This is a genomic window from Tenacibaculum amylolyticum, assembly GCF_964511145.1.
In the GTDB taxonomy this organism is placed as follows: domain Bacteria; phylum Bacteroidota; class Bacteroidia; order Flavobacteriales; family Flavobacteriaceae; genus Polaribacter; species Polaribacter amylolyticum.
Map to the genome: position 1 here is coordinate 170066 of NZ_CAZEFZ010000077.1, position 26583 is coordinate 196648.

13 protein-coding genes are annotated in these 26583 nt (G+C 30.9%); 1 reads left to right on the forward strand and 12 read right to left on the reverse strand.

Translation table 11 applies throughout. The features are described from left to right. Positions 1 to 321 precede the first annotated feature (321 nt). The 5 genes from ACKTTC_RS20340 to ACKTTC_RS20360 all read right to left on the reverse strand — a co-directional run bounded on the left by ACKTTC_RS20340 (position 322) and on the right by ACKTTC_RS20360 (position 13601). On the reverse strand, positions 322 to 1098 hold the full coding sequence (locus tag ACKTTC_RS20340) for a toll/interleukin-1 receptor domain-containing protein (RefSeq protein ID WP_408041709.1): 777 nt from the start codon (positions 1096 to 1098) through the stop codon (positions 322 to 324). Between the two features lie 232 nt (positions 1099 to 1330). Beyond that, positions 1331 to 7432 (reverse strand): alpha-2-macroglobulin family protein, encoded by a 6102-nt coding sequence (locus tag ACKTTC_RS20345; RefSeq protein ID WP_408041710.1) that lies wholly within the window; start codon positions 7430 to 7432, stop codon positions 1331 to 1333. Between the two features lie 257 nt (positions 7433 to 7689). Further along, a complete protein-coding gene (locus ACKTTC_RS20350; protein ID WP_408041711.1) occupies positions 7690 to 9759 on the reverse strand; it encodes an OmpA family protein in 2070 nt (689 codons plus the stop codon). 10 nt (positions 9760 to 9769) lie between these two features. After that, entirely contained in the window at positions 9770 to 10723 is a 954-nt protein-coding gene (locus ACKTTC_RS20355; RefSeq protein WP_408041712.1) for a PorP/SprF family type IX secretion system membrane protein, read from the reverse strand. A gap of 13 nt (positions 10724 to 10736) precedes the next feature. Further along, entirely contained in the window at positions 10737 to 13601 is a 2865-nt protein-coding gene (locus ACKTTC_RS20360) for a gliding motility-associated C-terminal domain-containing protein (protein WP_408041713.1), read from the reverse strand. A 195-nt stretch (positions 13602 to 13796) separates the two neighbouring features. Here ACKTTC_RS20360 and ACKTTC_RS20365 point away from each other — a divergent pair, with 195 nt between their 5' ends. Continuing rightward, positions 13797 to 15149 carry a UDP-N-acetylmuramate--L-alanine ligase gene (locus tag ACKTTC_RS20365; RefSeq protein WP_408041714.1) on the forward strand — a complete coding sequence of 451 codons (1353 nt, stop codon included), beginning with the start codon at positions 13797 to 13799 and terminating at the stop codon, positions 15147 to 15149. A gap of 10 nt (positions 15150 to 15159) precedes the next feature. Here ACKTTC_RS20365 and ACKTTC_RS20370 read toward each other — a convergent pair whose 3' ends face one another. From ACKTTC_RS20370 to ACKTTC_RS20400, 7 genes are all read right to left on the reverse strand, one after another. Continuing rightward, positions 15160 to 16218, reverse strand: a complete 1059-nt coding sequence (locus ACKTTC_RS20370) for a nucleotidyltransferase family protein (protein WP_408041715.1) — start codon at positions 16216 to 16218, stop codon at positions 15160 to 15162. Beyond that, positions 16208 to 17335, reverse strand: a complete 1128-nt coding sequence (locus tag ACKTTC_RS20375) for a hypothetical protein (protein ID WP_408041716.1) — start codon at positions 17333 to 17335, stop codon at positions 16208 to 16210. The genes ACKTTC_RS20370 and ACKTTC_RS20375 overlap by 11 nt, the downstream gene beginning before the upstream one ends. Positions 17336 to 17434: 99 nt before the next feature. Continuing rightward, the gene (locus ACKTTC_RS20380; protein WP_408041717.1) at positions 17435 to 20704 is read right to left on the reverse strand and encodes a GEVED domain-containing protein; all 3270 of its coding nucleotides are present in this window, start codon (positions 20702 to 20704) and stop codon (positions 17435 to 17437) included. Positions 20705 to 21293: 589 nt separating this feature from the next. Next, the gene (locus ACKTTC_RS20385) at positions 21294 to 21461 is read right to left on the reverse strand and encodes a hypothetical protein (protein WP_408041718.1); all 168 of its coding nucleotides are present in this window, start codon (positions 21459 to 21461) and stop codon (positions 21294 to 21296) included. Between the two features lie 19 nt (positions 21462 to 21480). Then, the gene (locus ACKTTC_RS20390; protein WP_408041719.1) at positions 21481 to 24354 is read right to left on the reverse strand and encodes a lamin tail domain-containing protein; all 2874 of its coding nucleotides are present in this window, start codon (positions 24352 to 24354) and stop codon (positions 21481 to 21483) included. Between the two features lie 156 nt (positions 24355 to 24510). Next, entirely contained in the window at positions 24511 to 24687 is a 177-nt protein-coding gene (locus ACKTTC_RS20395; protein WP_408041720.1) for a hypothetical protein, read from the reverse strand. 23 nt (positions 24688 to 24710) lie between these two features. After that, on the reverse strand, positions 24711 to 26583 hold a 1873-nt coding region (locus ACKTTC_RS20400), incomplete at its 5' end, for a T9SS type A sorting domain-containing protein (RefSeq protein ID WP_408041721.1).

A 26583-nucleotide genomic window follows, 5' to 3' on the forward strand; every position in this document is an offset into this window, starting at 1 on the left:
GTTGGTTATTTGTTTTATTATCAGTATATTGTGAGGGTATAGCGAAGGTCGCTATATGTCGAATGCGTAAGTCTTCGAGATAAGATTCATTTTTAAACATTTTAATTTATGGAAAATTCAAAAAAAGTCGATCAGAATTTCAATGCGTCCAGTCTTGAAGAAATTAATTTGATCAGGATTAAGAGTCTGCATGTCAGGTTGAATTTATTTCATCCTAACGAGTTAATTTGTTGATAAGCTTGAATCAAGTTCAATCTCGAAGACTTGTGCTAAACCGTCTCCTTCCAGGCGTTATTAAGGTCGAATAGCATAAGTCTTTTTTTATTGTATTTTTTGAAAATATAATTTCCCTTTTTCTGTTAACATCCAATATGTTTTACCTTCTATTCTTACTTTTTCTAGTAATTCTTGTGTTAGTAAATTATTTAGGATAATTACTATAAAGCGTCTATTTCTTTCATTCTTAGTGTTTATTGTTTTTTCTATCTGTGTTATAGTAAACTTGGTTTGTTTTCTTTTTGTATTAAAAAAAGATACAATTTTTATTAATGCCTTAGATTGATTAAAATTGTCTTTAAAGTTATTTATATTAATTTTAGGGTTTAGTATTTCTTCTTTGTTTAATTTTGAAATTTTTCCTTTAGGGAGGACTAAACTGCTATATATTTTTTTAGGGCTTTTTAAACCTGCACTTTCTGCGATGATTTCTATTAACTTTTTCTCATCGTCTTTATTAGGAAATTCAATTCCTTCTAGAGAGTTTAACGGCGGTGGTAATTCATTTTTTTTTAACTCGCCAATACAAATTGGAATAACAGGGATATCTCTTACATAACCAGCTCCAGATTCAAAATACAACCATTTTGTATTTAAGCTCCTATTGGAAATAATGACTAGAATGATACTCGAATTTTGTAAAGATTTTTTTGTTTTTTTTAACCATTCACTACCTAATGGAATACTTTCTCCTTTATCTGAACTTACGAATATATCTATTGCTCCTAATAAAGTTTCATCTATCCATTCTTTAATTGAAATAGCATATTTTTTCTCACTTGAAATATGACTAACAAATATTTCTGGTTTATTAGTATTCATTGGGTCATAGTTTTTTACAACTTTTGAATATAAAGAAAATCTTTGATTTATAAGATGTTTATTTTTATATGAAAAAATTTCATTTAACTTAAGGTTATATTTTTATAAATGGTTTAAAAAATGATCAATGTAATTTTATATTTCCATTTATAATCGAATAGTTTTATTTTCAGAGATTGTATTTGCCAATTACAGAAACAACAAATTATAAACGAGAATAAGAATTTTATGTTTATTTAACTTCTACTCGTACACCTATAGAATGACTACTAAATTCTGGAGCGTACATGCTTTGAATTGTTGTAATTCCATTACTAAAGTCTCCTTTGTTATTTACACGAACATCGTATTCAAAAACATAGATTCCTTTTGGTAAACGACTAAAGAAAAAGTTAGTCGCAGCATCTTTAGTACTTTGGTAGTATCCTAATCCGTCTTGCCATTTGTATGATGAAAGCACATCAATAGGTTCAAAAGCAGCGGCGCGCATATCTTTCATATGAATAAATTCCATAGTTCTATCTGCACGCAATTCGATACGAACAGTTACCAAATCACCAACTTCTAAAGTAGTATCAGTAACAGGAATTAATTGTTTTCCAGTATCTGAATTCACTTTTTTAAATAGTTTTTTAGAAAGTTGTAGTGGTGTTTTTGCCGAAGTAATTTTATCTAAATCTTCAAAATACTGCCAGTATAAACCTCCCCATGCTATACCTTTATCTTTTTTTGTTAAGGTTACTTTTGCTTTTTTAGGATTGATTTCTTCTCCTTTCCAAGATGTTTTAAAATAACCCGTTCCTGCTTCTAGTTTGGCTTCCGTTATTTGTAAAGGATCTAATGTTTCCCCTCCAATGGTAACAGTAACTAATTCGTTAGAAGCTAACCATTCGCTTCCTTGTAATAGTAATGCATATACTGCTTCTGAAGTAGCTTTGGTTGTTTTCCATTGACTTACTTGCTTGTTTTTTAGTAACCAAATTTTTAAATCGTCTACAATCTTTGTATCATTTTTAATTTCAGCAAAAGCTTCAATTAATAAAGCTTGTGTTTCTATTGGGGCTTGATGCCAATACCATCCAGCTTTATTCGCTTTCCAATACATTCCTAACTCTTCTGAGTTAATACTACTTTCTTGTAGAGAATTTAGGATTTTGTTTGCAACAGTACTATTTCCATTTCTAAATTGTGTAAGCGCAATATAACCTTTCCCTAATACATTAAATTTAGTCCAATAGGTAACAGATTGTTCTTTATAATAGTTAATAGCCTTTTGGGTTTTGGCAGAAACAGGAATGTTATCATAAAAACTACGCATGTATAAATACTCTAGCTGGAAATAACCTAGGTGTTGTTTTGCTAAGAAATCGTTGGCAGCTTTTGCTCCTTTTTGCTGTTTTAGCTTATCTGCTTCATCTAATAATTTTTGATAGCTATTTGCAATTTCTCCATCTAAAAAGACAACTGCTTTACGAAGCATTTGCTGCATTTTAGGATCTAATTTTTGAATTCCTAGTTTTTGTAAGTGTCCAAAACCAGTTGCAATATAATTTGTAATGTTATTACTAGGACGATATGCACCTTTAAACCAAGGGAAACCACCATTGTCCATTTGCATGTCTTGTAGCTTTGTAAACGATCGCTGTAGCTCATTATTCATGGTGTTTAAATCGAATAACAAAGCAATACGTTTCTTTTGTTCAGTTTCAGACTGTGCATATCGTAACCAAGGTGTTTCTTGAATGATTAAAGATTTTAGTTCCTGGTTTTTTTCTAAGTTACTTAATAAAGCTTTACTCGTTTTCCATTGATTAAATACTTCTTGAATTCTTGGATTAGAGTTCGCAATATGACTTCCTATGGCATTGGCATAATAACGAGAAAAGGTTTGTTCTGCACATTCGTATGGATATTCCATTAAATATGGAAGTGCTTGCACAGCATACCAAGTAGGATTAGAAGTTACTTCTAATGTTAAGGTATGATTCTTAAGTGTTTTAGAGTTGTTCTTTAATAATTTATCTAGTGTAAATGTTTTAGTTTGGTTGGAACGTACCCACATTGGCAAGGTCTCAGTAACTAACATTCGGTTCGATAATACAGGTAATACATTTTGTTCACCATCTGAAAAATCACCTGCTTTTGCGATTACTTGATATTGTACAGCTTGTACTGTAGCAGGAATATTTAGGTTCCAAGAAACTTGCGTATTTCCTTTAGCATCTACAGAAAAAGATTGCTGATTTTTATTGTTGTGTAATGCAGCATCTATTGGTTTTCCTGTAATAGCATCTGTTAATAATAATTGACTAACTCCAGTTAGTGTTTTATCTGTAAGGTTACTAATCTTGGCACTTAAGGTAATTTGATCTCCTTCTCGTAAAAAACGAGGCGCATTAGGAACAATCATTAATTCTTTTTGTGTAACTGTTTCTAAGGTTTCAATTGCCGATTGTAATTGCTTATCGTGTGCTAGTAACTGTAATTTCCATTTGGTCAATGCTTCTGGAATAGTAAAATTAAAAGTAACATCACCATTAGCATTTGTGGTTAAATGCGGATAGAAAAAGGCAGTTTCTTGTAAGTTTTTACGAATTTGAACATTTTCTAAGTTGTTCTCATTTTTAGGTTTTGTAGCATCAATAGTTGCTACTTCACCTAAATTAGTATTATCATTAAAACCATTACTTTCTATAGCTGCTGCTTCAGGTAATATAATATCTGCTTTGGCTTGGATTTTAGAAGTTGCTCTTTTTCTTGCATTAGGAGCAGCCACACCTTTTACCATCATTGCTTCTGGTTTTACAGTTCCTGAATTGTAATTATTACCAAAATAAAAACCAAACCAGTTGAATTGGTCGTATTGAATATTAGGAGGGCTTACATAATTATTATAATTATCAATAATATTAAAATTACGTGTTCCAAAACTGTTTTCAGCATTGGTAAAAGAACGAATATAATATGTTGGTTTTGTAATAGGAGTAAAGCTCCAGTTATGTTCTTTAAACTCATCTAAAGAAGCGTCGTACATGCTTGCCAATACTTCTGCAGTTACTTTTTCTTTTTGAGGTCCTTTTACAGTAAAACTCCAAGTTTCATTAGCTCCAGGTTGTAATTTATCTCTAAATGTTTTGGTAGTAATTTCTAAATCGGTTTTTGGATATGGAACCGAAATTAACATGCTACCAGTATCAAATTCATTGTAGTTTACATAATGATAACGAATTCCAAAACCGCCAAAATCATCGTTAGTTACAGGAACTTTTATAGTTTCACTATCCTTATCTAAATGAATATAGTATGAGTCAACCAGTTTATTCTTCTTCTCAACATATAACATTACTGTAATATCTTTTGAATTAGAAGCTACACTAATAATAGCAGTTTCTCCAGGTGTATATGTTTCTTTATTTGCTGTTATACTAATCAGTTGGTTGTCTGAAGGTAGCTTATCTTTTGGAGAGAATACAGAGAAATAAGTCTTATCAGTTACTGTTTGATTGTGATTGTCTTGGGTAACAACTTCAGCAATGTATTTACCAGAAGTCCATTTTTTTATAGTATTTAATGGTACTTCATCTAATCCGTCTTTTGTAGTAAAATCTGAAGAGAAAACTACAGTACCTTTTTCCCAATTTAGATAATCATTTTCGTTTTTATAAGCATCATGTGGAAATTTTTTAACGAATTCATTTTTAGGAATAGTTTGATAATCTGGAGAACTCCATGGACGTTTTCTTAAAACTCGTTTAGGAGCTTCTAGTTTGTAAATAGTAAGTTTTCCAGAGGTAGCTACAGGTTGATTATTTAGGTTATTTGTTTTGATGCGTATTTTTTGGTCAGCATCATTTTTATCAATACGCTCTTGTATTTCAACATTAGCAATTAACGTTTGGTAGCCTACCTTTACAATAGTTGTTGCACTCCTAGTTTCACCATTAATATCGGTAACGTCCGCTGTTATTTCATAATTGAAAATAGGTTGCTTATCTCTAGCAACAGTTTCATCTGGAATTGCTTTAAAATCAATTTCAAATTCTCCTTTTGCGTTGGTAATTGTTTCACCATTTACAATTTCTTGTGGATCTGAATTTAAGAATGGATAATACCAATAGCACCAACGAGGATATTGTACTTGCCTGTTTACACGATATACTACTTTAGCATCAGTAATATTAGTACTAGCAAAAGCGGTTGCAAATCCTGTAATTTTTACAATTTCGTTTAATTGATAGGTTTGTGTAACAGGTTTAAAACTTGTTTTAAATTTAGGACGTTTGTATTCTTCAACAGAAATAGATTGGTAATTACGTCTTCCGCTAAGTGTTACTTCTAAAGTGAAGTTTCCGGTTAAGCCTGTATTAGGAATAGTGAAATTTCCAGCAAAAGAACCAAATTCGTTGGTTTTAAAAGTTTGCTCTGCTACAGGCTGATAGTTTACATCTTTTAAGACTACAGTAACAGTTTCACCAGTTAGTACTTCAGATTTATTTCTCAAACTTTCTAAAGCAATTCCTTTAAAATAAATTAATTGCCCAGGTCTGTAAATACTTCTGTCTGTAAATAAAAATGTTCTTGTTTGCTTTTTTTGTACTTCGTTATTTGTATAACTTTTTCTTAAATAGTACTTACCGAAAATAGCGGTTTCATTTTTATAACGAACAGTAGCTTTTACATTACTTAGATAGGTGTCTGAAGTAATTGAAAACTCACCATTTTTATCGGTCGTAAATGTTTTATCTATTTTTCTGTCATAACGATTACCAGTATTATTTAAATGAACAGTTGCTTTTGCAATAGGTTTACCTGTATTTCTATTAACTACTTGATAAATAGTAGTTCCACTTTCATTTCTATTAATCAATGCAAGATTGGTTACTTGAATATGTGCAACACCATAAATTTCACTTGTTGTAATAGCTGTTTTAGTTGAAGCAGCAATTAAATACTGTCCTTGTGAAAGCTTAGGAACAATAATTTCTGTGGTATGATTTAAATAATCTTCTTTATTAGGTAGTTTACTTCCCCAAGTAGTTACTTTTTGTAGAGAAGCAATTTTCTTGGCTTTGGCATTTTTATCGTATAATTTTTCAATTTCTTGAGTTGTTTCTTCATCAGTTTTGTAAACAGTAAAATATAACTGATCGATGTTTTTATAATTTATAAGTACTTTAGAATATGCATCTACAGGAATGTTTTGTTCAGTAGTAATTTGAACATTTTTAAGTTGAATTTGAGCTGTTAAAGCAGCACACTTTTTAGCAGCTAAACTGTTTGGAAATTGTTGTTGAATGCGTTTACAAATGTCAAGAGCTTCTTTATTTTTAAATCGATAGACTTCTTTCTTGTTTTCAGCATAAGTGTTGGCTTGTGCATTATATATTTTTGCAATTTCAAATGCATATAAACCACTGGCTGGATTATTTTTATAAACACTTTCTGAATTTAGTAGTGTTTCTAAATAGGTTTTATTTTTTTGAGGAAATGTAGCATTCTCTTTTACAAAAGCTAAACGCTGTAAATCTACATCTACTAAAGCAGCTATTTGCCTTTTTTTCTGGTGGAACTTAATTAATTCTTGATAGATTTTTAAGGCATTGAATTGTAATGAAAGTGTGTCTTTCGTCTGTATTTTTAGTTTTACAAAGGCATTAGCCTCACAAATAAAATCAGGATTATCTATTTTAAATTGATAAGCTGGCTTGGTAATTTGTGTTTCATTTGTACTATAAAATGTCAATGCATTTTGAGCTAATAAATCGTAAAGAGTAGGGCGGTATTTTTGAGATTCTTTAGAAATTACTAAGATGTCTTCAAACTTACGAATATCTATTTCTTGGAGTTTAGAAGCCTTTTTTAAAGAGTTTTGATAGTATGTATGAACTTCTTTAAAAAGTGTTTGTAAATCCCAAGTTCTAAAATCTTCAGCATCTACTTTTTGAGTTGTTTGTGTTCTATTGTAGAATTTCCATCTATTCTGATTGAAATATTGCCAATACATAGTGGCTAGAAGGTTTTCTAGAACATTAGAAGTAGGAAAACTACTCTTTTTTATTTGTTCTTTAAATTGATTTACAATAGTTAATTGAGCATCTTCCTCTAGTGTTAAAGAGAACTTGCTTTTATATAATAACGATTTTATGATTTGAGGAGCGTTATTTTCCTTTGTTGCTTTTTCATAAATCTCATTAAGAACTTTTAAAGCCGATTTTGGGAGTGCATCTTTTTCATAAGTTGCTACTTTTTCCCATAGACTTGGGTATTTGTTTTGAGCTTGAGATATGATAGCAAATAACATAAATATGGAGGTTATAATCGATTTTTTTTTCATGATTCGAATTTTAATAGGATCACTTTCTAGTTTTTAAATATTATGAGGTTGTTATAGTAATAACAGCAAATTCACAATCAAATTATTTGAATGCTCTGTAAAAATATTGCTGAAATGTGATACGCTAAAGTTAAAACAAGTAAACTTAAATTTTTAATGAGTAAACAAACTTTTTTGTTGAGTTATCAGCTATAAAACAAAAAACGAGCCAAGACGACTCGTTTTAATGTTTTAAATATAAAGTTTGTGTTTTGTATTTACAAGATTTGTTTTACAACAAACTCACATCTTCTGTTTAATTCGTGCTGTTCTTCTGTACAGTCTTCTTCTGTTTTACATTTTATAACAGGTTTAGTTTCTCCATATCCAATAGCAGAAATTCTATCTGGTTCTATACCACTTTCTAAGAAATACATGCGAACTGCAGTAGCTCTTTTTTTAGAAAGTTCTAAATTATAGCGGTCATTACCACGAATATCTGAATGGGTTCCTACTTCAACAACCATATCAGGGTATTTCTTCATTAAAGCAATTACTTTATCAATGGCTCTTTTACTATCTCTACGTAAATACCATAGCTTATAGTCAAAGTTAATTTCATCGGTTTTAATGATAATTCTGTCTTTTTGTTTTTCAATATCTTTTTCTTCAGCAATAATTTGTTTTCTTCTCTTTTCTTTTTCTAGTTTTAATTTAGCTTGTTGTTTACGCTTTAATGCTTCTTCTTTAGCTAATTGTAAAGCTAATGCTTCCTTCTTTTCTTTTTCAATAATAGCTAAAGATCTTAATTCCATAGAAGCATCGTTGTTTTTATTACGTGCTTTTTTAAGAGTTAATGTTCTTTGTGCGTTTGTATATCCTTCTTTTGAAGCTTTTACAGTGTATGTGGCTTTACATTTTACTGTAAACTTAAATTGCTGGTCTTTTGCTGTAATTAACTTAGATAATTTTTCTCCCTTTTTATTTTCTAAAATAACCGTTACATCATTTAAAATAGCACCAGAATCTACATCAGTAACTAAACCTGAAATAAGCTGCTTACATTCTTCGATTTTTAGTGGTTTTTGCTCTACAATTTTGTAGATATCATCACCACCCTTTCCTTCCAATCTATTAGAAGCAAAGAATCCTTCTTTTGTAGTTGGGTTTATATTGAAAGAAAAATCGTCGTAACCAGAATTTACAGGAAAACCAACATTATCTGGTTTTGAAAACATTTCATTTTTAATAGTACTTACAAAAACGTCTAAAGAACCAAAGCCTGGATGACCATTAGATGAGAAGTATAATTTGTTATCTGTACTTACAAAAGGAAATTGCTCTTTTTTCTCGGTATTTATTTCTGGACCTAAGTTAATAGGTGTTTCAAAACTACCATCGTTATTAATTTGTACTTTGTAAAGATCAAAAGAACCAAATCCATTTGGCATATCTGAAGCAAAATACAAGGTTTTTTCATCTGGGCTTAATGCTGGATGTTCTGTTGAATATGTATCTGCATTAAATGGTAATGGAGTAATGTTTTGCCATTCCCCGTTCAAAAGTTCTGCTTTATACAGTTGTACGTGCGTTACTTTCTTATCGTCTTTTTTTCTTTTACCTTTTACTAAATTATTTCTAGTAAAATAGGCTGTTTTACCATCTTTAGTAAATACAATATTAGATTCGTGTAGTTTAGAATTTAACTTTTCTGAAAAAGGTGTGGCAATGCTGTCTCCATCTTTAATTCTATTTGCTGGAATTTGATATAAATCTAAATATGCTTGACCATTCCATCCAAATCGTTTTCCAAAGGCAGTATTTTCTTTCCTTGGAGCAGCAAAAACAATTACATTTCCTTTTTGAATTGCTCCAAATTCAGATTCTGAAGTATTAATGCCTAGATTTTTTATATCGAAACGCTCACCAATAGCAGCAATGTTTTCAAGATATTCTACTTCTTTTCTGAAAGCAGGTAACTTTTCAGGTTCATTACGTTTATAATAATTGGCAAGAACCGCATTGGCATTTTTATAGTTTCCTTTTGCTTTTAAGGTATTTGCATACTTTTCGTAATAACTTTTATCTACAAGTTTTCTATAATTTTTTAGTAAATACTTGTAGTATAAATGTGCTTTCTTCATATCGTTTAGATAGTAGTAAGCATCAGCTAAGTTTTTAACTGCTTTAAAGCTTTTTTCGTCTTTCAGTGCTTTTTCATACAAAGGAATAGCCTCTGCATAAAAAGTTCTGTCAAAATATTTATGAGCTCTTTTTAATTGTGAACTTTGAGCTTGACCAATAAAGGATAGAAGTACAATAAATATAAAAGTAATAGTATTTTTCATATGGCTTTTTTTAAAAGAATCTAGGAGATTTATCATATCCTTTTTTAAGTCCTAACGTATCAAAGTCAAACAGTACCATAATTTCATGAGTACCTGAATTGAAATCACTCAAGTTAGTAGTTGTGTAGTCAAACGCATATCCAATTCTTAATGAATCAAATGCTTTTACATTAAACATAAAACTAACAGAATCGTTTATTCTATAAGAAACTCCTCCTTCAAATTTATTATTGAATAATACATTTAAGGAAGTATCTAAAACAATTGGTGATCCTTTTACAGCTTTCATTAAAAATGCTGGTTTTAGTTTTACTAATTGACTTAATTTAAAAACATATCCACCATTTACAAATAAATGCATTTCTTCACCACCAATACTATTCAAACCATTTCTTTCTTCTATGTGTTGCGATTGTAATAGGTTTGGAACCGCAGCTCCTATGTAATAATTATCGGTAAAATAAAAAGCTCCGAAACCAAAATTAGGCAATATTTTATTTTGATTTTCAAAAGCTAAGTCTGTAGGAATAAATCCAGTTGTAATGTCTTCATCAGGAAAACGAAACCCTGTAAAGTTTGTATCAAAATTTGTAAGACCTGCTTTTAATCCTAGAGATAATTTATGTCCTTCAGCAATTTGCAATACATAAGCAAAATCTGCATAAATATTATTTTCCTTTAATACACCATCTCCAATATTATCGGTAACAAGAGATACACCAACTTCAATTTTATTGCTTAGAGGAGCATGTACAAAAAAGTTATATGTTTTGGGTGCTCCAATTGCAGAAGACCATTGTGTTCTGTGCATAACACCAAAGTTAATAACGCCTAAATCGTTTGTTGCATAAGCAGGGTTTACGACACTTTGGTTGTACATATACTGTGTATACTGAGGATCTTGTTGTGCATAACTACTCAGTACAATACAGCAATTTACGAATATGAATAAAATTTTTTTCATGAATTTTTTTGATTTACTTACTTAGATATATTCTTCCTTGTTTCGGTGTAAGGTTGTCTTTGTTATATCTAAGAATATAAAAATACACACCACTTGTTACTTCGCTTCCAGAAGCGTTAGTTCCATTCCACTGAGGACGGCTGAGATTTCCTTTAAATAGAGATTGGCCATAACGATTAAAAATTTCCAGTTCGTATTCAGGATAGAAGAACGCTATATTTGGAATGAAATATAAATCGTTTACACCATCATTGTTTGGTGAAAAACCATCAGGAATAAAGAAGTCATAATCTTCGGGATCACAATCGGACAAACTTATAGTAATAGCAGTTCTAGGACTTTCACAGTCTGTTACTGGATCTACATATACAGCATAATAAGTTGTTTCTCCCAAAAGTTCGCTATTATCTATTTCGTTACCACCTTCGTTTGTATCAAACCAAAGTAAATCAAAACCTGTAACACTTGTAATTTGAGTTTCTAAATCTGCAAGCGTTAAATTATCTAATGCACATAAACCAGTTTCTCCTGTAAACTCAGGAGTAGGAGGTGTAATAACAGTTACATTGAATTCTAATTTTGTATGGTGTTCACATCCATTTACATTTTCTACAGCAAAATAAGTGCCTCCATCTACTAATGTTGTATTAGCATCTAAATTAGTTCCACCAGTTGCAGCATCATACCAAGTAACCACTCCAGTAGCAGCTACAGCATCCAAATCTGCTAGAGTTGCAGCATCAGAAGAACAGAAAGTAGGAGTTGTGTTACCTGATGTAATATCAGCAGTTGTAGTTAAACTAACATTTACAAAAGCTCTATCTGAACTTTCACAATTACTTAAAGCATTTGAAGCAGTTACAAAATACGTAGTTCCATTTACTAAAAGGGTATTTGGATCTAATGGAGTAGTGGAAGTAACACTATCGTACCAAGTAAGATTATCTCCTGAAGTAATATTAATATCACTTAATGTAGGAACGTTAGGAAAAAAGTTAGCTAAACAAAATGTTTGATTTTCGTCTAATACAGGAGGATCAGGAACTCCACCAATAGAAAAAGTATCTGTTACTTCAAAATCAAACTGTGTTCTACATGGGTTCGTATCATTTTGTGTACTTGTTAAAATGATTTCATAATCACCTTCGCTTAATGTTGCAATGTCTACATTAAAATCTGCATTTCCTCCATTAAATACAATTGTATTATCAATTAAAACATCAGTACCATCTGTACGTCTTACTTCATAATTAATAGTATAGTTTCCATCTCCAAGGGTAGGAGCATCTACACCAACTTTTATTTCAGTAGCATTACAGTTATTATCAACTAGAATTTCTAATTGTATATCTTCTGGAACTAAGGAAGCTTCAAAAGTAAAATCGACACAATCAAATCCAGTGTCGTTAGGACTAGTAATCGTGATGTTATACTGTTTAGAATCCCTAGGAAAACCAGAAATGTCTACAGGTAATTGTGCTTCACCATTGGTAAATGTTATTTCTTGATTTTCGATATCTTGACTTCCGCCATTTGTGAGATCTTGTAGGGTGTAGTTAATATTAATTGTACCATTAACAGGAGCGTTAAGAGAATCTACATAGTTAGAAATGTTTACCACAACATCACTTCCGTCGAAACATAATTGGTTTGTTGAAAGTTGAACATCATATATAACAAAACTATCATCATCAATAGTCAAAGAATCACATATGAGACCTGTAATATCATCAATTACAGTAGCTGTAATGTAAAACTCTCCTTTTTCGGTAATAGGGTTTGTAGGTATTGTTAAAGTAAATGTATCTGAAAGTGTAACTGCAGAAGGAGTTACTTCTACATTATTTATTGAATTTGTATACACAACTTCATCTGTTCCTACTCTTCGTATTTCAAACTCTAAATCATGAGAAAACAGTAATACTTGAGAAATGTCATAATTAATGTTTATGACCAAAGGTTGGTCTCCACATATATTATTCACACTAAAAGCACCAGATACTTGTGGAATGATAATTCTTACAATTTCTGTATCTTCAGAACAAACTCCATGCATTGGAAACACTGTATATTGAAAATGATATTCCCCTGGACCATGTGTGTTAAATATTTCTTGGACATTAATTTCTGAATCTGTTACATCAGCAATTTGCCCTGCAGTATGCAATTCTTCCCAAATTCCATCAGCATCTTCACCAGTAAGTAAATTAAATAGATCAATATTTATGAAACCAGATAAGTCATCATTATCACAAATAACTAAATCTGAACCATTACCAGCATCAGGTTCTCTATGAACTTCTAAAACTACCGTAGCTGTTTCTGCTGCGCACGTTTCTACAGCATCCACTTCATAAATAAAAGTATAGGTTCCTGGTCCAGCAGCTTCAGCATTAAAAAACTCTTCATCTAAGAGTCCTGTAACTGTTGAAGGATGTTCTGTCCATGTACCATTAGAATCTGCGGCAAGATCGGTTAAATTATTATCAAGAAAAGTGAATAAATTTACATTAGAACTTCCGCTACAAGCATTAGCACCTCCATTGATGTTATTTTCTCCAGGATATCCACCTAAAAATACTGTAATAGTAGCACTTTCTCCACAATCAGGATTGGTATAGGTAAATCTATGTTCACCAAACCTGTTAATACTCCATAAGTTTACAACCCCCGTAGCGTTATTTAATGCAAAATTATTTATAGGGTTTTCACTAGTCCAAGTTCCTCCTGCTGTTGGAGCTCCAGATAGCTGATTAAAAAGCGAATAGGTTTGGTAATTAACATCCTGTTCTTTATTGCAAATTATTACCGAGTTATCAGCACCAGCACATTGAGTATATGACTTTTGGATACAGATTATAGAGCATAACACAATCATTATCCCCCGTATGATTGTATTAAAAACACGTTTCTTTTTCAAAGTGTCTAAAGTTAAGTTGATTAAATTATTGACAGCAAAGCTATAAAAAATTAAATAATAGCTAAAATGGATAGAAATATAGATAATATTTTGGTCATTATTTCTCATACAATTTCACTTCACTATCTTTACAATCGAAAATTGGATACGTAGATGAATATACATTTTATTGCTATTGGTGGTAGCGCAATGCATAATCTTGCAATTGCTTTGCATGCGAAAGGATATAAAGTTACAGGAAGTGATGATACGATTCATGACCCTTCTAAATCTAGATTAGAAGCAAAAGGTTTGTTGCCTGAAGAGTTTGGTTGGTTTCCAGAAAAAATTACTTCTGAGTTAGACGTTGTAATTTTAGGAATGCATGCAAAAGAAGATAATCCTGAGTTATTGAAAGCACAAGAATTAGGACTTAAAATTTATTCATATCCAGAATTTTTATACGAGCAGTCTAAAGAAAAAACGAGAGTTGTAATTGGTGGTTCTCACGGGAAAACGTCTATTACATCCATGATTTTACATGTACTACAATATCATGAAAAAGATGTAGATTATATGGTAGGTGCCCAGTTAGAAGGTTTTGATACTATGGTGCATTTAACAGAAGAAAATGATTTTATCGTATTGGAAGGGGACGAGTATTTAAGTTCTCCAATAGATAGAAGACCAAAATTTCATTTATATAAGCCCAATATAGCATTACTTAGTGGTATAGCTTGGGATCATATTAATGTTTTTCCAACTTTTGAGGAATATGTAAAACAATTTGAAATTTTTACGGATTCACTTGTTCATGGTGGTATGATGGTTTATAATGAAGAAGATGAAGTAGTAAAACGTATTGTAGAAAGTTCAACAAATTCAATAAAGAAATACCCATACAATACACCATCTTATTTTATTGATAATGGAACTACGTATTTAGATACGCCAGAAGGTGAGATGCCTTTAGAAGTTTTTGGAAAGCATAATTTGCAAAATATTGCTGGAGCAAAATGGATTTGCCAGCATATGGGGATAGATGAAGATGATTTCTACGAAGCCATAGCAAGTTTTAAAGGAGCTAGCAAAAGATTAGAGAAAATAACAGAAAATAATTCTACTGTAATTTTTAAAGATTTCGCACACTCGCCATCAAAAGTAGCAGCAACTACACAAGCAGTAAAAGAGCAGTATAAAAATAGAACTTTGTTAGCCTGCTTAGAATTACATACGTACAGCAGTTTAAATACCACGTTTTTATCAGAATATAAAAATACTTTAAAATATGCTGATAAAGCAGTTGTTTTTTATTCCCCTCATGCTGTGGAAATAAAAAAGCTAGAGGCAATTTCTGAAGAAGAAATTTTTAAGGCTTTTGATAGAGATGATTTAATTGTTTATACGAATCCTGAGGAGTTTAAAAACTTTTTATTTTCTCAGAATTTAGATAATACAGCATTGTTGTTGATGAGTTCTGGAAACTATGGAGGCTTAAATTTTGAAGAGCTTGCGACTTTGATTTAAGTAGTAGGGGTTAAATACGACCTTTTAATAACCGCTTTAATAACCAATAAGTATATTCTCTTTTATATAAGGCTTTTGATATAATATTAAGTCTTATAGAAATAAATATTCGTCTTTTCCATTTCTTTCTATGATTATCTCTGAAACTTTTGTTTTCAATGAGCTTACGAAAAGTATTTATATATGTTTTAGAAGTTTTGTTTGAAACATAGGTTATTGTTTTTGAGTTAAGAACTAGTGAAGCTGAAGCTAAAAAATTATTTAAAGGTTTTACTAATTGAGAATTTAGTCGAGAAATACTTTCTTTTGTGTCGACTTTTTGAGCTAATAGAAATACATCATAAGCATTTCTTAAAGAAATATCATTAAAATACTGACCATCGTCGTTTATTTGTTTTGCTATTATTGAAAGAGAAAGTTGATCTTTATAAGCTAAAAAAGAAATGTTATCTTTTGAAAAAATGTTATTTACGATAGTATTATAATTGAAATGAGTAGCATATTTATCCGTTGTCATTTCTTTGTGTATTTCTATTCTAGAAATTTTTTTAGCTTTTATTAGGCCACTTAAATGTCTATGAAATCTAGGATGGTTTTCATAAATTTTATAATATCCATCTGTTATTAAGTAATCAAAAGCTTTGTTAGCTATACTGTTATTACAAAATAATAAATCAATATCTCCAACCATTCTTTCTGCAATATCATTATATAAACCAGAAAGAAGATTACCAGTGCCTTTTAAGAAAATAGGAGTAATGTTGTTTGCTAAAAGTAATTCGTTGAGTTCTTTAGCTTGTGCTATAATTTCTTTGTTACGGTCTCTATTCAAATCTGTTAAATGTTGCATATAAGCAACTAAATCTTCAGGAAGATACTTTAAAAAATCAGCTTGTTTTAAATTACAATAAAGCGCTGGAAATACATAATGACTTGTGCTTACTTTAACCACAGCATCCCAATCTACAGTATTAGACTCTAATAGTTCTTTTACAATTTCCTTGTTATGTGCTTCATGATTTATGGTGAGGCATTTTCCTACAAAAAATAAAGTTTCTTTATAAGTCATTTTGTAAAATACTTTTAACAGTGTTTACCATTTTATCGTTTTCTGAATATATTAACTGATAGCAATTAACATTAGAAAACCAATTTAAAAATACATCAACATTTTTTAACTTTTTAGAGATCCACGAATCTGGAACTAATTTTTGAAAAGCTTCCAGTTTTGAGATGGAATTGAATTGTAAACCAGAATCTTTTTGATATTTAATAAACACTAAATCATTACAAGGTAAATGTAAGTTATAGTCAATAGTTTTTGGAGGTAAGAATCGCACAATTTTCTTTAATCTTTCAAAATGAAATTCAGCTGTATTTGTTAGCTCAGGATATAAAGGAATTAGTGTTTCTAAACTGTTTTTTTTTATTGAAATTGCAGAAGGAAATGTATAAACGTGTTGTTGTTGAATGCCTATAGGAACAAAATCATCTGCTAAACAAGTTAAACCATTAGCTTGTAAAATAGCAAGTGAAGTACTTTTACCATTACCCGAATCTCCTAGTAATAATAATGATTTTGAATCATTAGCTACACCCGAAGCATGAAAAACTCCCATCCAGTCATTTTCTGGTTTATTGTGCATGTTTTGAACAATATGCATCGAAAATTTCCCTTGAAAATAATGTATTTCTTTACGGTGCCAAGCATCAATAAATATATTATCTATGTATAAAAATGTAATATCATTCTTGGTACTAACTTGATATATATGATCCACTTGTTCTGTTGGCAATGTTTCCAAATGAGAGAACTTAGGATGTATTAAATATACTTCAAATTCTGATTGAAAATCTACTCTAAAGACAAGGTCATTAATTGTATAAAACTTAGTAACCTCAAAAGAGGTTTCTTTTTGTTGAGAAACTGTTTCTTTAGAGGCTACTGATAATTGAATATTGGGGTCAAATAATTCTCTCTTTATTTTAGAAACAAACTGTAAACCTTCTTCAATAGGAACATTAATTTGTTCGCTTAAGGCTAAGCTAATTTGTTCTAAAGTAACATTGTTGTCGATATCAATTAAGATATCTGCAGTTAGATTTTCTAAAACTACATATTGATTACTTTTTAAAAACCAAACAATCGATTTACCTTCTATATGTTTTCTTAACAGATTTCTCATTTGGAGTTAAAAATATGAAACCTAAATAGAATATAAAGGGTATTTCTTTCTTCTTTTAAGGTATTATAGTATACGATGTATTCTAATACTAGAAATACCTTAAATTTTAATCTTTTTAACTCCTATACCTTTTTCAGTTTGTAGTTTTATTAAGTAAATACCACAAGCTGTATTCGGTAGTTCAATTGTGTGTTTGTTTTTTGGGTTTAACTTCGTATTAAATAATTGCTCTCCTAAAAGAGAGTATACTTTTATTTTAGCATCTGTTTCTAGCCCCGTGATTGAAATTTGCTTGAAATCAGATTTATAAATATGGATTCCAGAAAGTACATCTGTACTTCCATTGCTTAATCTTGCTGTTGTATGAATATAAAATCGTCCGGTACCATTTGAGACTTCATTAAGTGTAACTGAATAAAATTCTTCATGAATATCAATAAACCTATTGGCTAAACGATCTTCTAACATAATACTGAGATCGTTCGGAAGGTTTTCTGTATTTAATGAGAAGTTAATTTCCTCATTAGCATTGGCAATTAAACCAATAGGAATAATCATTGTTTCATAGTCGGTATCTGGTAATGTTTGAATCGCTAATTTTTTTTGTTGATCATCAGTCACAAAACTTGTAAATACATTAAGGGTATTATGTATGTCATCTTCAAATATTTTAGAATCATAACCATTATCAAATGCTGTTGTTGTTCCATTAACATAAAATACCTTGGTAGCTCGTTGTTCTGTTTCATTATCTACAATCAATTCAAAAGAAAAAGAAGCGGTAGGTTTGGCTAACATTTCGTTTGTTTTATGCTGCTGATTTGCACTATTAAATGTAACATTTCCATTTTGATAGGCTTCTACAAAGAAACCTTGAGAAGGTTCTATTTCAATAGGATTCATTAAGTTATGTGCTTCATAATTTTTGCCATTCCATACCCATACTGTTTCTTCGCTCAAATGTGTAGTATTATCACTTGTAAAAGTTGTTGAATTGATATAGGCAGCAAAAGGATTACCTAATAAATTCATATTAGATGTTATACCTTTTTTTATGAGAAATGTTGTGTCTGTTGTATTTAAAGTTCCATTAAAAGAAATATAATTATTTGAAGCTAATTTAACTAAATATCCAGCTCCTATAGATATGTTTCCAGTAGTGGTATCTGATATATAATTCCATGAATTGTTGTTTGTATTATCAAAATATGCAAAACTTAATTTTCCTTCAGTACTAGTTATCAGATCACTATTTTCTATAATATTTTCAATGGTTTCTCCCATTACAGGAGAAGCTGTTAAATACCAGTTATTTCTTTCTAGCTGTTTTTTATACGTAACATCTCCTTCTATTGCTTCATTTAGAATAATAGATGCGCCAGAGTTTATAGTAAGTGTATTTACAGTAATAGGAGTGTTTACAGTTGGGTAGTTATTTAAACTGTTAGGAATAACAATATCAGCATTATTACTCGGTATTGTATTTGTAGACCAATTAGAAGGATTAAACCAATTATTATTTGTACTACCATTCCAAAAGATTTTCTGATTTTCATTTTCGGGTTTTACAGTAATTTTAAAATCTTGAGCAAAACCTAATGCCATTGTACAGGCGTTTTTTAAAGGGTATATTCCATTAGTGTTTTTATAAAAACTACTTACAAATCTCATAGAAGTAGTGCCTTGTCGTATAATTTTTTGATATAAGTTGAAATTACTTTCGAAAGTATTATTATTTGTGCTTAATTCATTTTTTATAACCCATTCATCAGTGTCATCAAAGTCACCATCCATATTGAAATCAATAAATAAATTGTAGAAAAATATTTCATTTTCAGACTGTTGTATATGAAGTGTGAAATCATCATTAGATGTTAATGTGATATTAGAATAATCTAAAACAGAAACATTATTACTACAGGGAATAGTATCGAGATCAATTAGGTTTGTTTGAGTATTACTCAAGGTAATCTTATCTGGCACAAATCCATAACCATCACAAGTATTCTTAAGATTACAATAAGTACCACCTACAAATACTTTTTCAGGAGTACTATAGTTATTTTTAGAATTTACAGCAATTACTCGATACCAATAATTGGTATTCGATTGTATGTCATTATCCTGGAAATCTTGAGTGTCTTTTGTAAGCCCAGCTATAGGACTAAAACCACTTGTGTCAGATTGAGTAGAGCGTTCTATTATATAACCAAGATTATGATCAACATTAGTCCAAGATAACTCGTTGTATAATGAAGTGTTATTTATAAAAGTGATTTCTGGAGTAGCTATATCAATTTCTTGAACATATCCATCTATATCATATCGATTATCATTTAAACGATAATCAATCGCACTTTGCATAATATTATATTGTTCCTCTGTAAATTGAACACGTTCGTTTACGTAGTAAGACATGATATTTGTTTTGTCTGGAAAATAAGTAGCTCCATATTTATCTGTACTGTCTGGACTACCATAAGCATCTGCTGGAGTACTACATAAATAATCACCGCTACTAGTACAATTTAATTGAGGTCCACCTCTGGCCACACTTTCAGCTAAAGGATATTCATTACCAAATTCAGTATTGGTATTGGTATGTACTAAGCCGAAATAATGGCCAATTTCATGTAAAATCGTTGCTTCTGTATTATCTGTTGTACTACCAAATGTATTTTTAGAAAAATAAACAGCATTAGGAGTTGTATTTGAATTAGGAAAAGAAGAAAGGTTTTCTCCTTCATTAATGATGAAAAAGTTAGTACTGTTGTTATCTAAGAACTCTTCATAGTTAGAGCGATTAACTGAATTCTCGTAGAGAATATCTGAGTTTATATATTTTATTTCAGCTAAGTAAAAATGTGTTTGTAGTGGGAGTATATATCTATTAATAGTAGCAAAACCTTGCGGGATTTTTGACAAAAAATTATTTAAATTATAATCGGTAGTGCCATCTGTTTTTCTTACAATATGTAAAACTACTGGAAGAATTGTAATTGTTCTACGATTATATGGTGCTTTCTTTTCTTGAATGAACTTTTTGTACAAGTTCATGTAAGTATTAATTTCTTGTTGTGAATGTTGATGATGTTCAACTTCAGATTGTCCAATAGAAATTAAAGGTACTATTAAGAAAAGTAATAAAATAGACCGATATTGTTGAGGTATACTAGTGTTAGTAACACAAAGCTTTTTTATAGTATATGCTACAGGAAAAAAACATTTTAATGTCCAACTAATTACTCTTTTTTCTGTACTTTTATAAACACGTTGTTTTGAATTTTTTATAGAAGTACAACGTAGGTAATACAGATGTACTTCCTTAAACATAATATGTATGTTTAAAGAAAAAAACTCTTTAATCATAATGGTCAGTTTTATGGATTGACTATTCTATTCCCTGCATTTGTTTACTCGCCAAAGTCACACAATTGCGGGGTTGTTTTTTAAAAAAAAATTATTGTTTCACAATATTATATCAAACGTAAGATTATACGTTGTTACATAGCCTGAGTATTTATTAAAACGCAAAGTTTTAATATGGTGTTTATAGCTAACCTCTAATTTTTTCGATAAGTAAGGAAAGATTACTAGTTTTTAAATTAGTTATTAATAGACAAAGAGAATTATGTATGGTTTTCGAAGTTGAGGTGCTTTCTTAATGTATAAAAGATATTTTACTTATGGGTATTGTTTAGTCATAATTGGGGGTCTTTTTTATTCAACGTTTATGTAATAGATATATAAGAATAAAGTGTATTCTTTCGGGGGTCTGATAAGTAAAGAAAAGTGTAAACTTCTTCTTTATTAAATGATTACGAATACAATTTAGCTCATTTTTACGTATCTAACAAATTTTTTAAAAGGGATAAACACCCTTTTGTATGTGTATATGAAAATAACAAAAGCTCTAAGATTTTTCTTAGAGCTTTTGTTTTTATTATTAAAAATATTTTTAAAAACCGTCTCCTGGAGGTTCTGGAGAAGCAGCTTGCGCTTTCTTAGGGTTTAAAAGTAAATAAGTACCTAAAGCTGTTAACGCAGTATATTTACCGTAATTTCCTATTTTTTTAAGAGCTTCTTTTCTAGTAATCTCTTCTTTATTTAATTTATTATTTTTCATAATGTAGTAGAGGATTCGTTTATTCTAAAATGATTTTCTTAGTAATATTTCCTAAAGAAGAACTAAGTTTTACAATATATACTCCTGTAGATAAATTAGGTAGTGTGATTTTACTTAATCCATTAGAGTTAATATTAGTAGCAACTAATTCTTCACCTAAAATAGAGAATACTTTTATGCTAGCTTTAGCTTGTAAACCTGCAATAGTAATTTCATTATTTGAAGATTTATAAATATTCACATTAGCTATATCTTGAGTAAGATCATCATTACTTAATCTTTCAGAAGTAGTGTGAATATAGTATTGCCCTGTTCCATTTACTACAGATTTAGTAGTAATTGTATGATTTCCTTCAGAAAGATTTACAAATGTATTATTTGTTCTATCTTCTAAATATACTTGAAGGTCAGAATGTAAATTCGTTGTAGCAACTGAGAATGTAATTTCTTTACCAGCTTCAGCAATTAAACCAACAGGAATTACCATAGTTTCTAAGTTGTTATTTGGTAATGTTTGAATAGCTAGTTTTCTTCCATCATTATTACTTAATAATTGAGTAAATACGGCGAAATCTTGTGCTATTCCTTCAAAGACTTTAGAGTCATAACCATTATCAAAACCAGTTGTTTTTCCATCTATAAAGAATACTTTTGCAGCACTTTTCTGTGCATCACTTTCTACAAATAATTCAAAAGAAGGCCTAGGAGTTTGTCTCATAAATGTATCAGAACCTTGGTGGCTTTGGTTAGCTGCGCTAAACGTAAGGTTTACAGATCCACTAATAGAATTATTAGCCTCTACAAAAAATCCTTGTGCAGGAGCTACTTCAATAGGACTTGCATTATTATAAGTTAGATATTGTGTTCCATCCCATAACCATACAGTTTCTTCGCTAAGTATTGCTGTATTCGCTGCAGTTAATGTTGCAGAGTTTGTATATGAAGTAAATGGATTTGCAAGAAGGTTAAAGTTGTTATTAGTACCTTTTTTTATTTGTTGCGTTACGTTTGCTGTGTTTACAGTACCTGTGAAAGAAATATTCCCTGCAGCGGCTAATTTTATAGCAATTCCTAAACCAGAAGGAAGGTTATTACTTAGCACTGTATTATCTGTTATGTATACCCATCCAGAGTCATTATCATATTGAGAAAAACCTAAATTTGTATTTCCTCCATTAACAGAACCAGTGGCAAGATTATGAGCAGCAACAAAACCAGCAATACTCTGCCCATCAACAGGTGCTCCCACCAAATACCAATTATCTGTTGGTAAATTCCTAGTATAAGTAACATTGCCAGTTACAGTAGCATTAGCAATTAAAGAAGCTCCAGATTCAATACTTATTGAATTAGCGGTTACATTAGATGATATAGTAGGGTAGTTTGTAACTCCTGTATTTGGAATTAAAATATCTGTAGTATTAGCAGGAACAATCCCAGCATTCCAGTTTGAAGCTGTAGACCAATTATTATTAGTTATACCAGACCAAACAGCTCCGCTTTCTTTTTTAGGAGATCCTCCTAAAATAACACTAGCTTGCCAATTTGAGCTTGTAGAGGCATTATCAAGAGATAAATTAACTATTTCATAAGTGTTTCCAGAACCATCAGTACTAATAGCATCACCATCATCATAGGTAACTGTATCAACTGTATTACCAGCACTATTTTTTAAAGTGATTGTTCCAGATGAATTCCCCAGATTGTTGGTGTCATTAGTATCTTTAACATTGTTATTATCAGCTACACCTAAATTATTAAAATCTGGAGTAAATGGAGCATCATTGTTAAAAGTACCATCTCCATTACTACCAACAGCAATTACAATGTATTGCCCATTATTAATTGAAGTTGCAGGAAAAGTAAATGTTCCACCAGCATACTCCATAGTCCAGTTAGTAAGATCTACTGCAGCTCCGCTGTTATTTAAAATTTCTATCCATTCATCATCTGTACTAGGAGAGTTATACATGATTTCTGAAATAATAATTTCAGGTAAATCATCATCAGTAATAGTTACTGTATGCTGAGAAGTAGCTAAATCTGCTACACCAGAAGTTACAGCAATATTTAAAACTACAGTTTCGTTATCCATGTCTACATCATCATTAATATCTAAAGAAATGTTTTGACTTCCATTACCAGAAAATGTTAATGAGTTAGTATTTAATGTATAATCACCAGCTTCTGCTGTACTACTGCCATCTATGGTTACACTAACTGTAACATCAGCAGCATAATTGGTAAATGTAACTGGAATTAATGTATTAACAGTTGCATCTGTTTCATTAATTGAACTAGAAGCATTATCAAATGAAACAGTAGGGTTGCTTGATGCTGAGCTTGATGTTCCGGTAATAGTAACATCATCCATTCTCATATTTCCTGTACCAGTAGCGTTATAACCATAAATTCTAATTGTTAAAGAATTTCCAGCAGTAACAGAAATAGGAGAGGCAAAATTACCTCCTTTGGCGCTACAAGAAGTTGTTACAGTACCTGTTAATAGATCAGAAGCATAAGAATCATTAGATGATCTAATACTAAAGTCTGCAGGTCCACTAGATGATCTTCTAGAAAAGAAAGTAAAACCTGTAACAGACAGATTAAAACCTGCATTTGCAGTTATAGTATATTCAGCATAATCATCTGCTGTGTTTACACTACCTGAAGTACTCCATGAGCTAGGAGACCAAGCATCTCCATTACAAGTAAAAAAACTTGTAGTAGAAGTTAAGCCCATATGAGTAGCATCGGATGCTGTTACATTTGCATCTGAAGAAGATGCCGTTAATACATCTCCAGTAAAATCCCATACGGCTAATTGAGCATTAGCCTTCACTGAATATATTAACATGATAGTTAAAAAGATTAAAAAGTAATGTTTTCTCATTTTTAGTTTTTATGATATTATAGGCCAGTAAATTAGGAAAAAATAAGGATTTATTAAGGTTTATAGGTAACGTTTTCGTGAATTGTTAACAATTTGTTAAAGAAAAAGGCTGAAAATATTATTTTCAGCCCTTTATATACTATTTGTTATTGTTTCTTAAAAACCATCTCCAGGTGGTTCTGGAGAAGCAGCTTGTGCTTTCTTTGGGTTTAAGATTAAGTAAGTTCCTAGTGCAGTTAATGCAGTATACTTACCATAGTTTCCAATTTTCTTAAGAGCTTCTTTACGAGTAATCTCTTTTGCCTCTTTTGTGTTTTTAATATCTTTTTTCATGATAAATAGTTGCTAGGTTAGATTTAGTCAATAACAATTTTCTTAGTCATGTTTCCTAAGTTAGAACTTAATCTTACTATGTAAATTCCAGTTGATAAGATCGGTAAAGGAATAGTGCTTATTCCGTTTGAATTGATTTCTGTTGTAATAACTTCTTTACCTAGTAACGAAAATACTTTTACAGTTGCTTCAGCTTGTAAACCAGCAATTGTTATTTCTTTTGTTTCCGATTTATAAATACTAACATTATCTAGTGTTGTTATGTCATTTGTTCCTAATCTTTCTGAAGTAGTATGAATATAGAATCGTCCAATACCATTATTCTCATTTCTAAGAGTTACGTTATGTGTTTCTTCTGAAAGATTAATAAAAGTGTTATTAACTCGATCTTCTAAGTAAATTTCGACACCATTAGGTAGATTTTGAGTAGCAACAGAGAATGTAATTTGTTTACCAGTCTCTGCAATTACTCCAACAGGTATTACCATTGTTTCAAAGTCTGAATTAGGTAGTGTTTGAATAGCTAACTTATTACCATTATCGTTAGTAACTAACTGTGTGAATACTGCAAAGTTTTGTGTGATTCCTCCAAATATTTTAGAATCGTATCCATTATCAAAACCAGTTGTTTTTCCATTTACAAAAAATACTTTTGTAGATTGTTTATCAGAATCATTTTCTATAAATAATTCAAATGAAGGTTTTGGAGTTGGTCTCATGAATGTATCTGAACCTTGATGACTTTGATTCGCTGTAGAAAATGTAACATTTCCTGAACCACTCGCTTCTACAAAGAAACCTTGTGCTGGAGCTATCTGAATTGGAGCTGCAGCATTGTAAGTTACATATTGAGAACCATCCCATAACCATACAGTTTCTTCACTTAATAGCCCAGTATTAGCTGTAGCAAAAGTACTTGAACTAACAAAAGAAGTAAATGGATTACCGATTAGATTAAAGTTATTTCTACTACCTGTAGCAATAGGAAAACTCACATTTGAAGTATTTACAGTTCCAGTAATAGAAACATCACCAGCTGTAGCTAATTTCATTGATACTCCAGCTCCAGGTACTAAAGGCCCTGTTGTAGCGTTTGTTGCATAAATCCATGGATTAGGACCATTATTTGTAAAGGCTCCAATACCAATATTGCTTCCAGTACCAGTAGCAAATGTATGATTAGCAATTACATCTTGTTGTGTTTCTCCAGAAACCGGTGAAGAAACTAAATACCAGTTTGTTGTAGGTAAGTTTCTTGTATAGGTAGTAGTACCTGTAACAGAAGCATTCGCAATTAAAGAAGCTCCTGAAGCAATACTAATAGAGTTTACTGTTACTGATGAAGAAATCGTTGGATAGTTTGTGATACCATTAGGAATTGTAACTTCAGAACTTGCCACTGGAACGCTATTAGTATTCCAGTTCGAAGCTGTATTCCAGTCATTATTTGTAGTTCCTGTCCAAGTAATAGCTACTGTTTCCTTAGTTTCTGTATCCGTAGCTGCCGCTCCAGCATTTCCATTCACATCTGTAAGCGTAACACTAAGAGTAATGGTTCCATCTGCCAAACCACTTATATCAATTGATGTAATTTGGTCTGTAGCTGTTGCAATAGTACCTGATCCTGTAACAGAACCTGGCGCCCCGCTTGAAGTAAAAGCATAATTATAACTTGCTCCAGCTTCAGCATCAGCAAAAGTGAAACTTACCGAATCATCATTCAAAGCATTAATAGGAGATTGATCTATAACTACAGAATATCCTGTTGGAGCTACTGTTTCCTTAGTTTCTGTATCCGTAGCTGCCGCTCCAGCATTTCCATTTACATCCGTAAGCGTAACACTAAGAGTAATGGTTCCATCCGCCAAACCACTTATATCAATTGATGTAATTTGA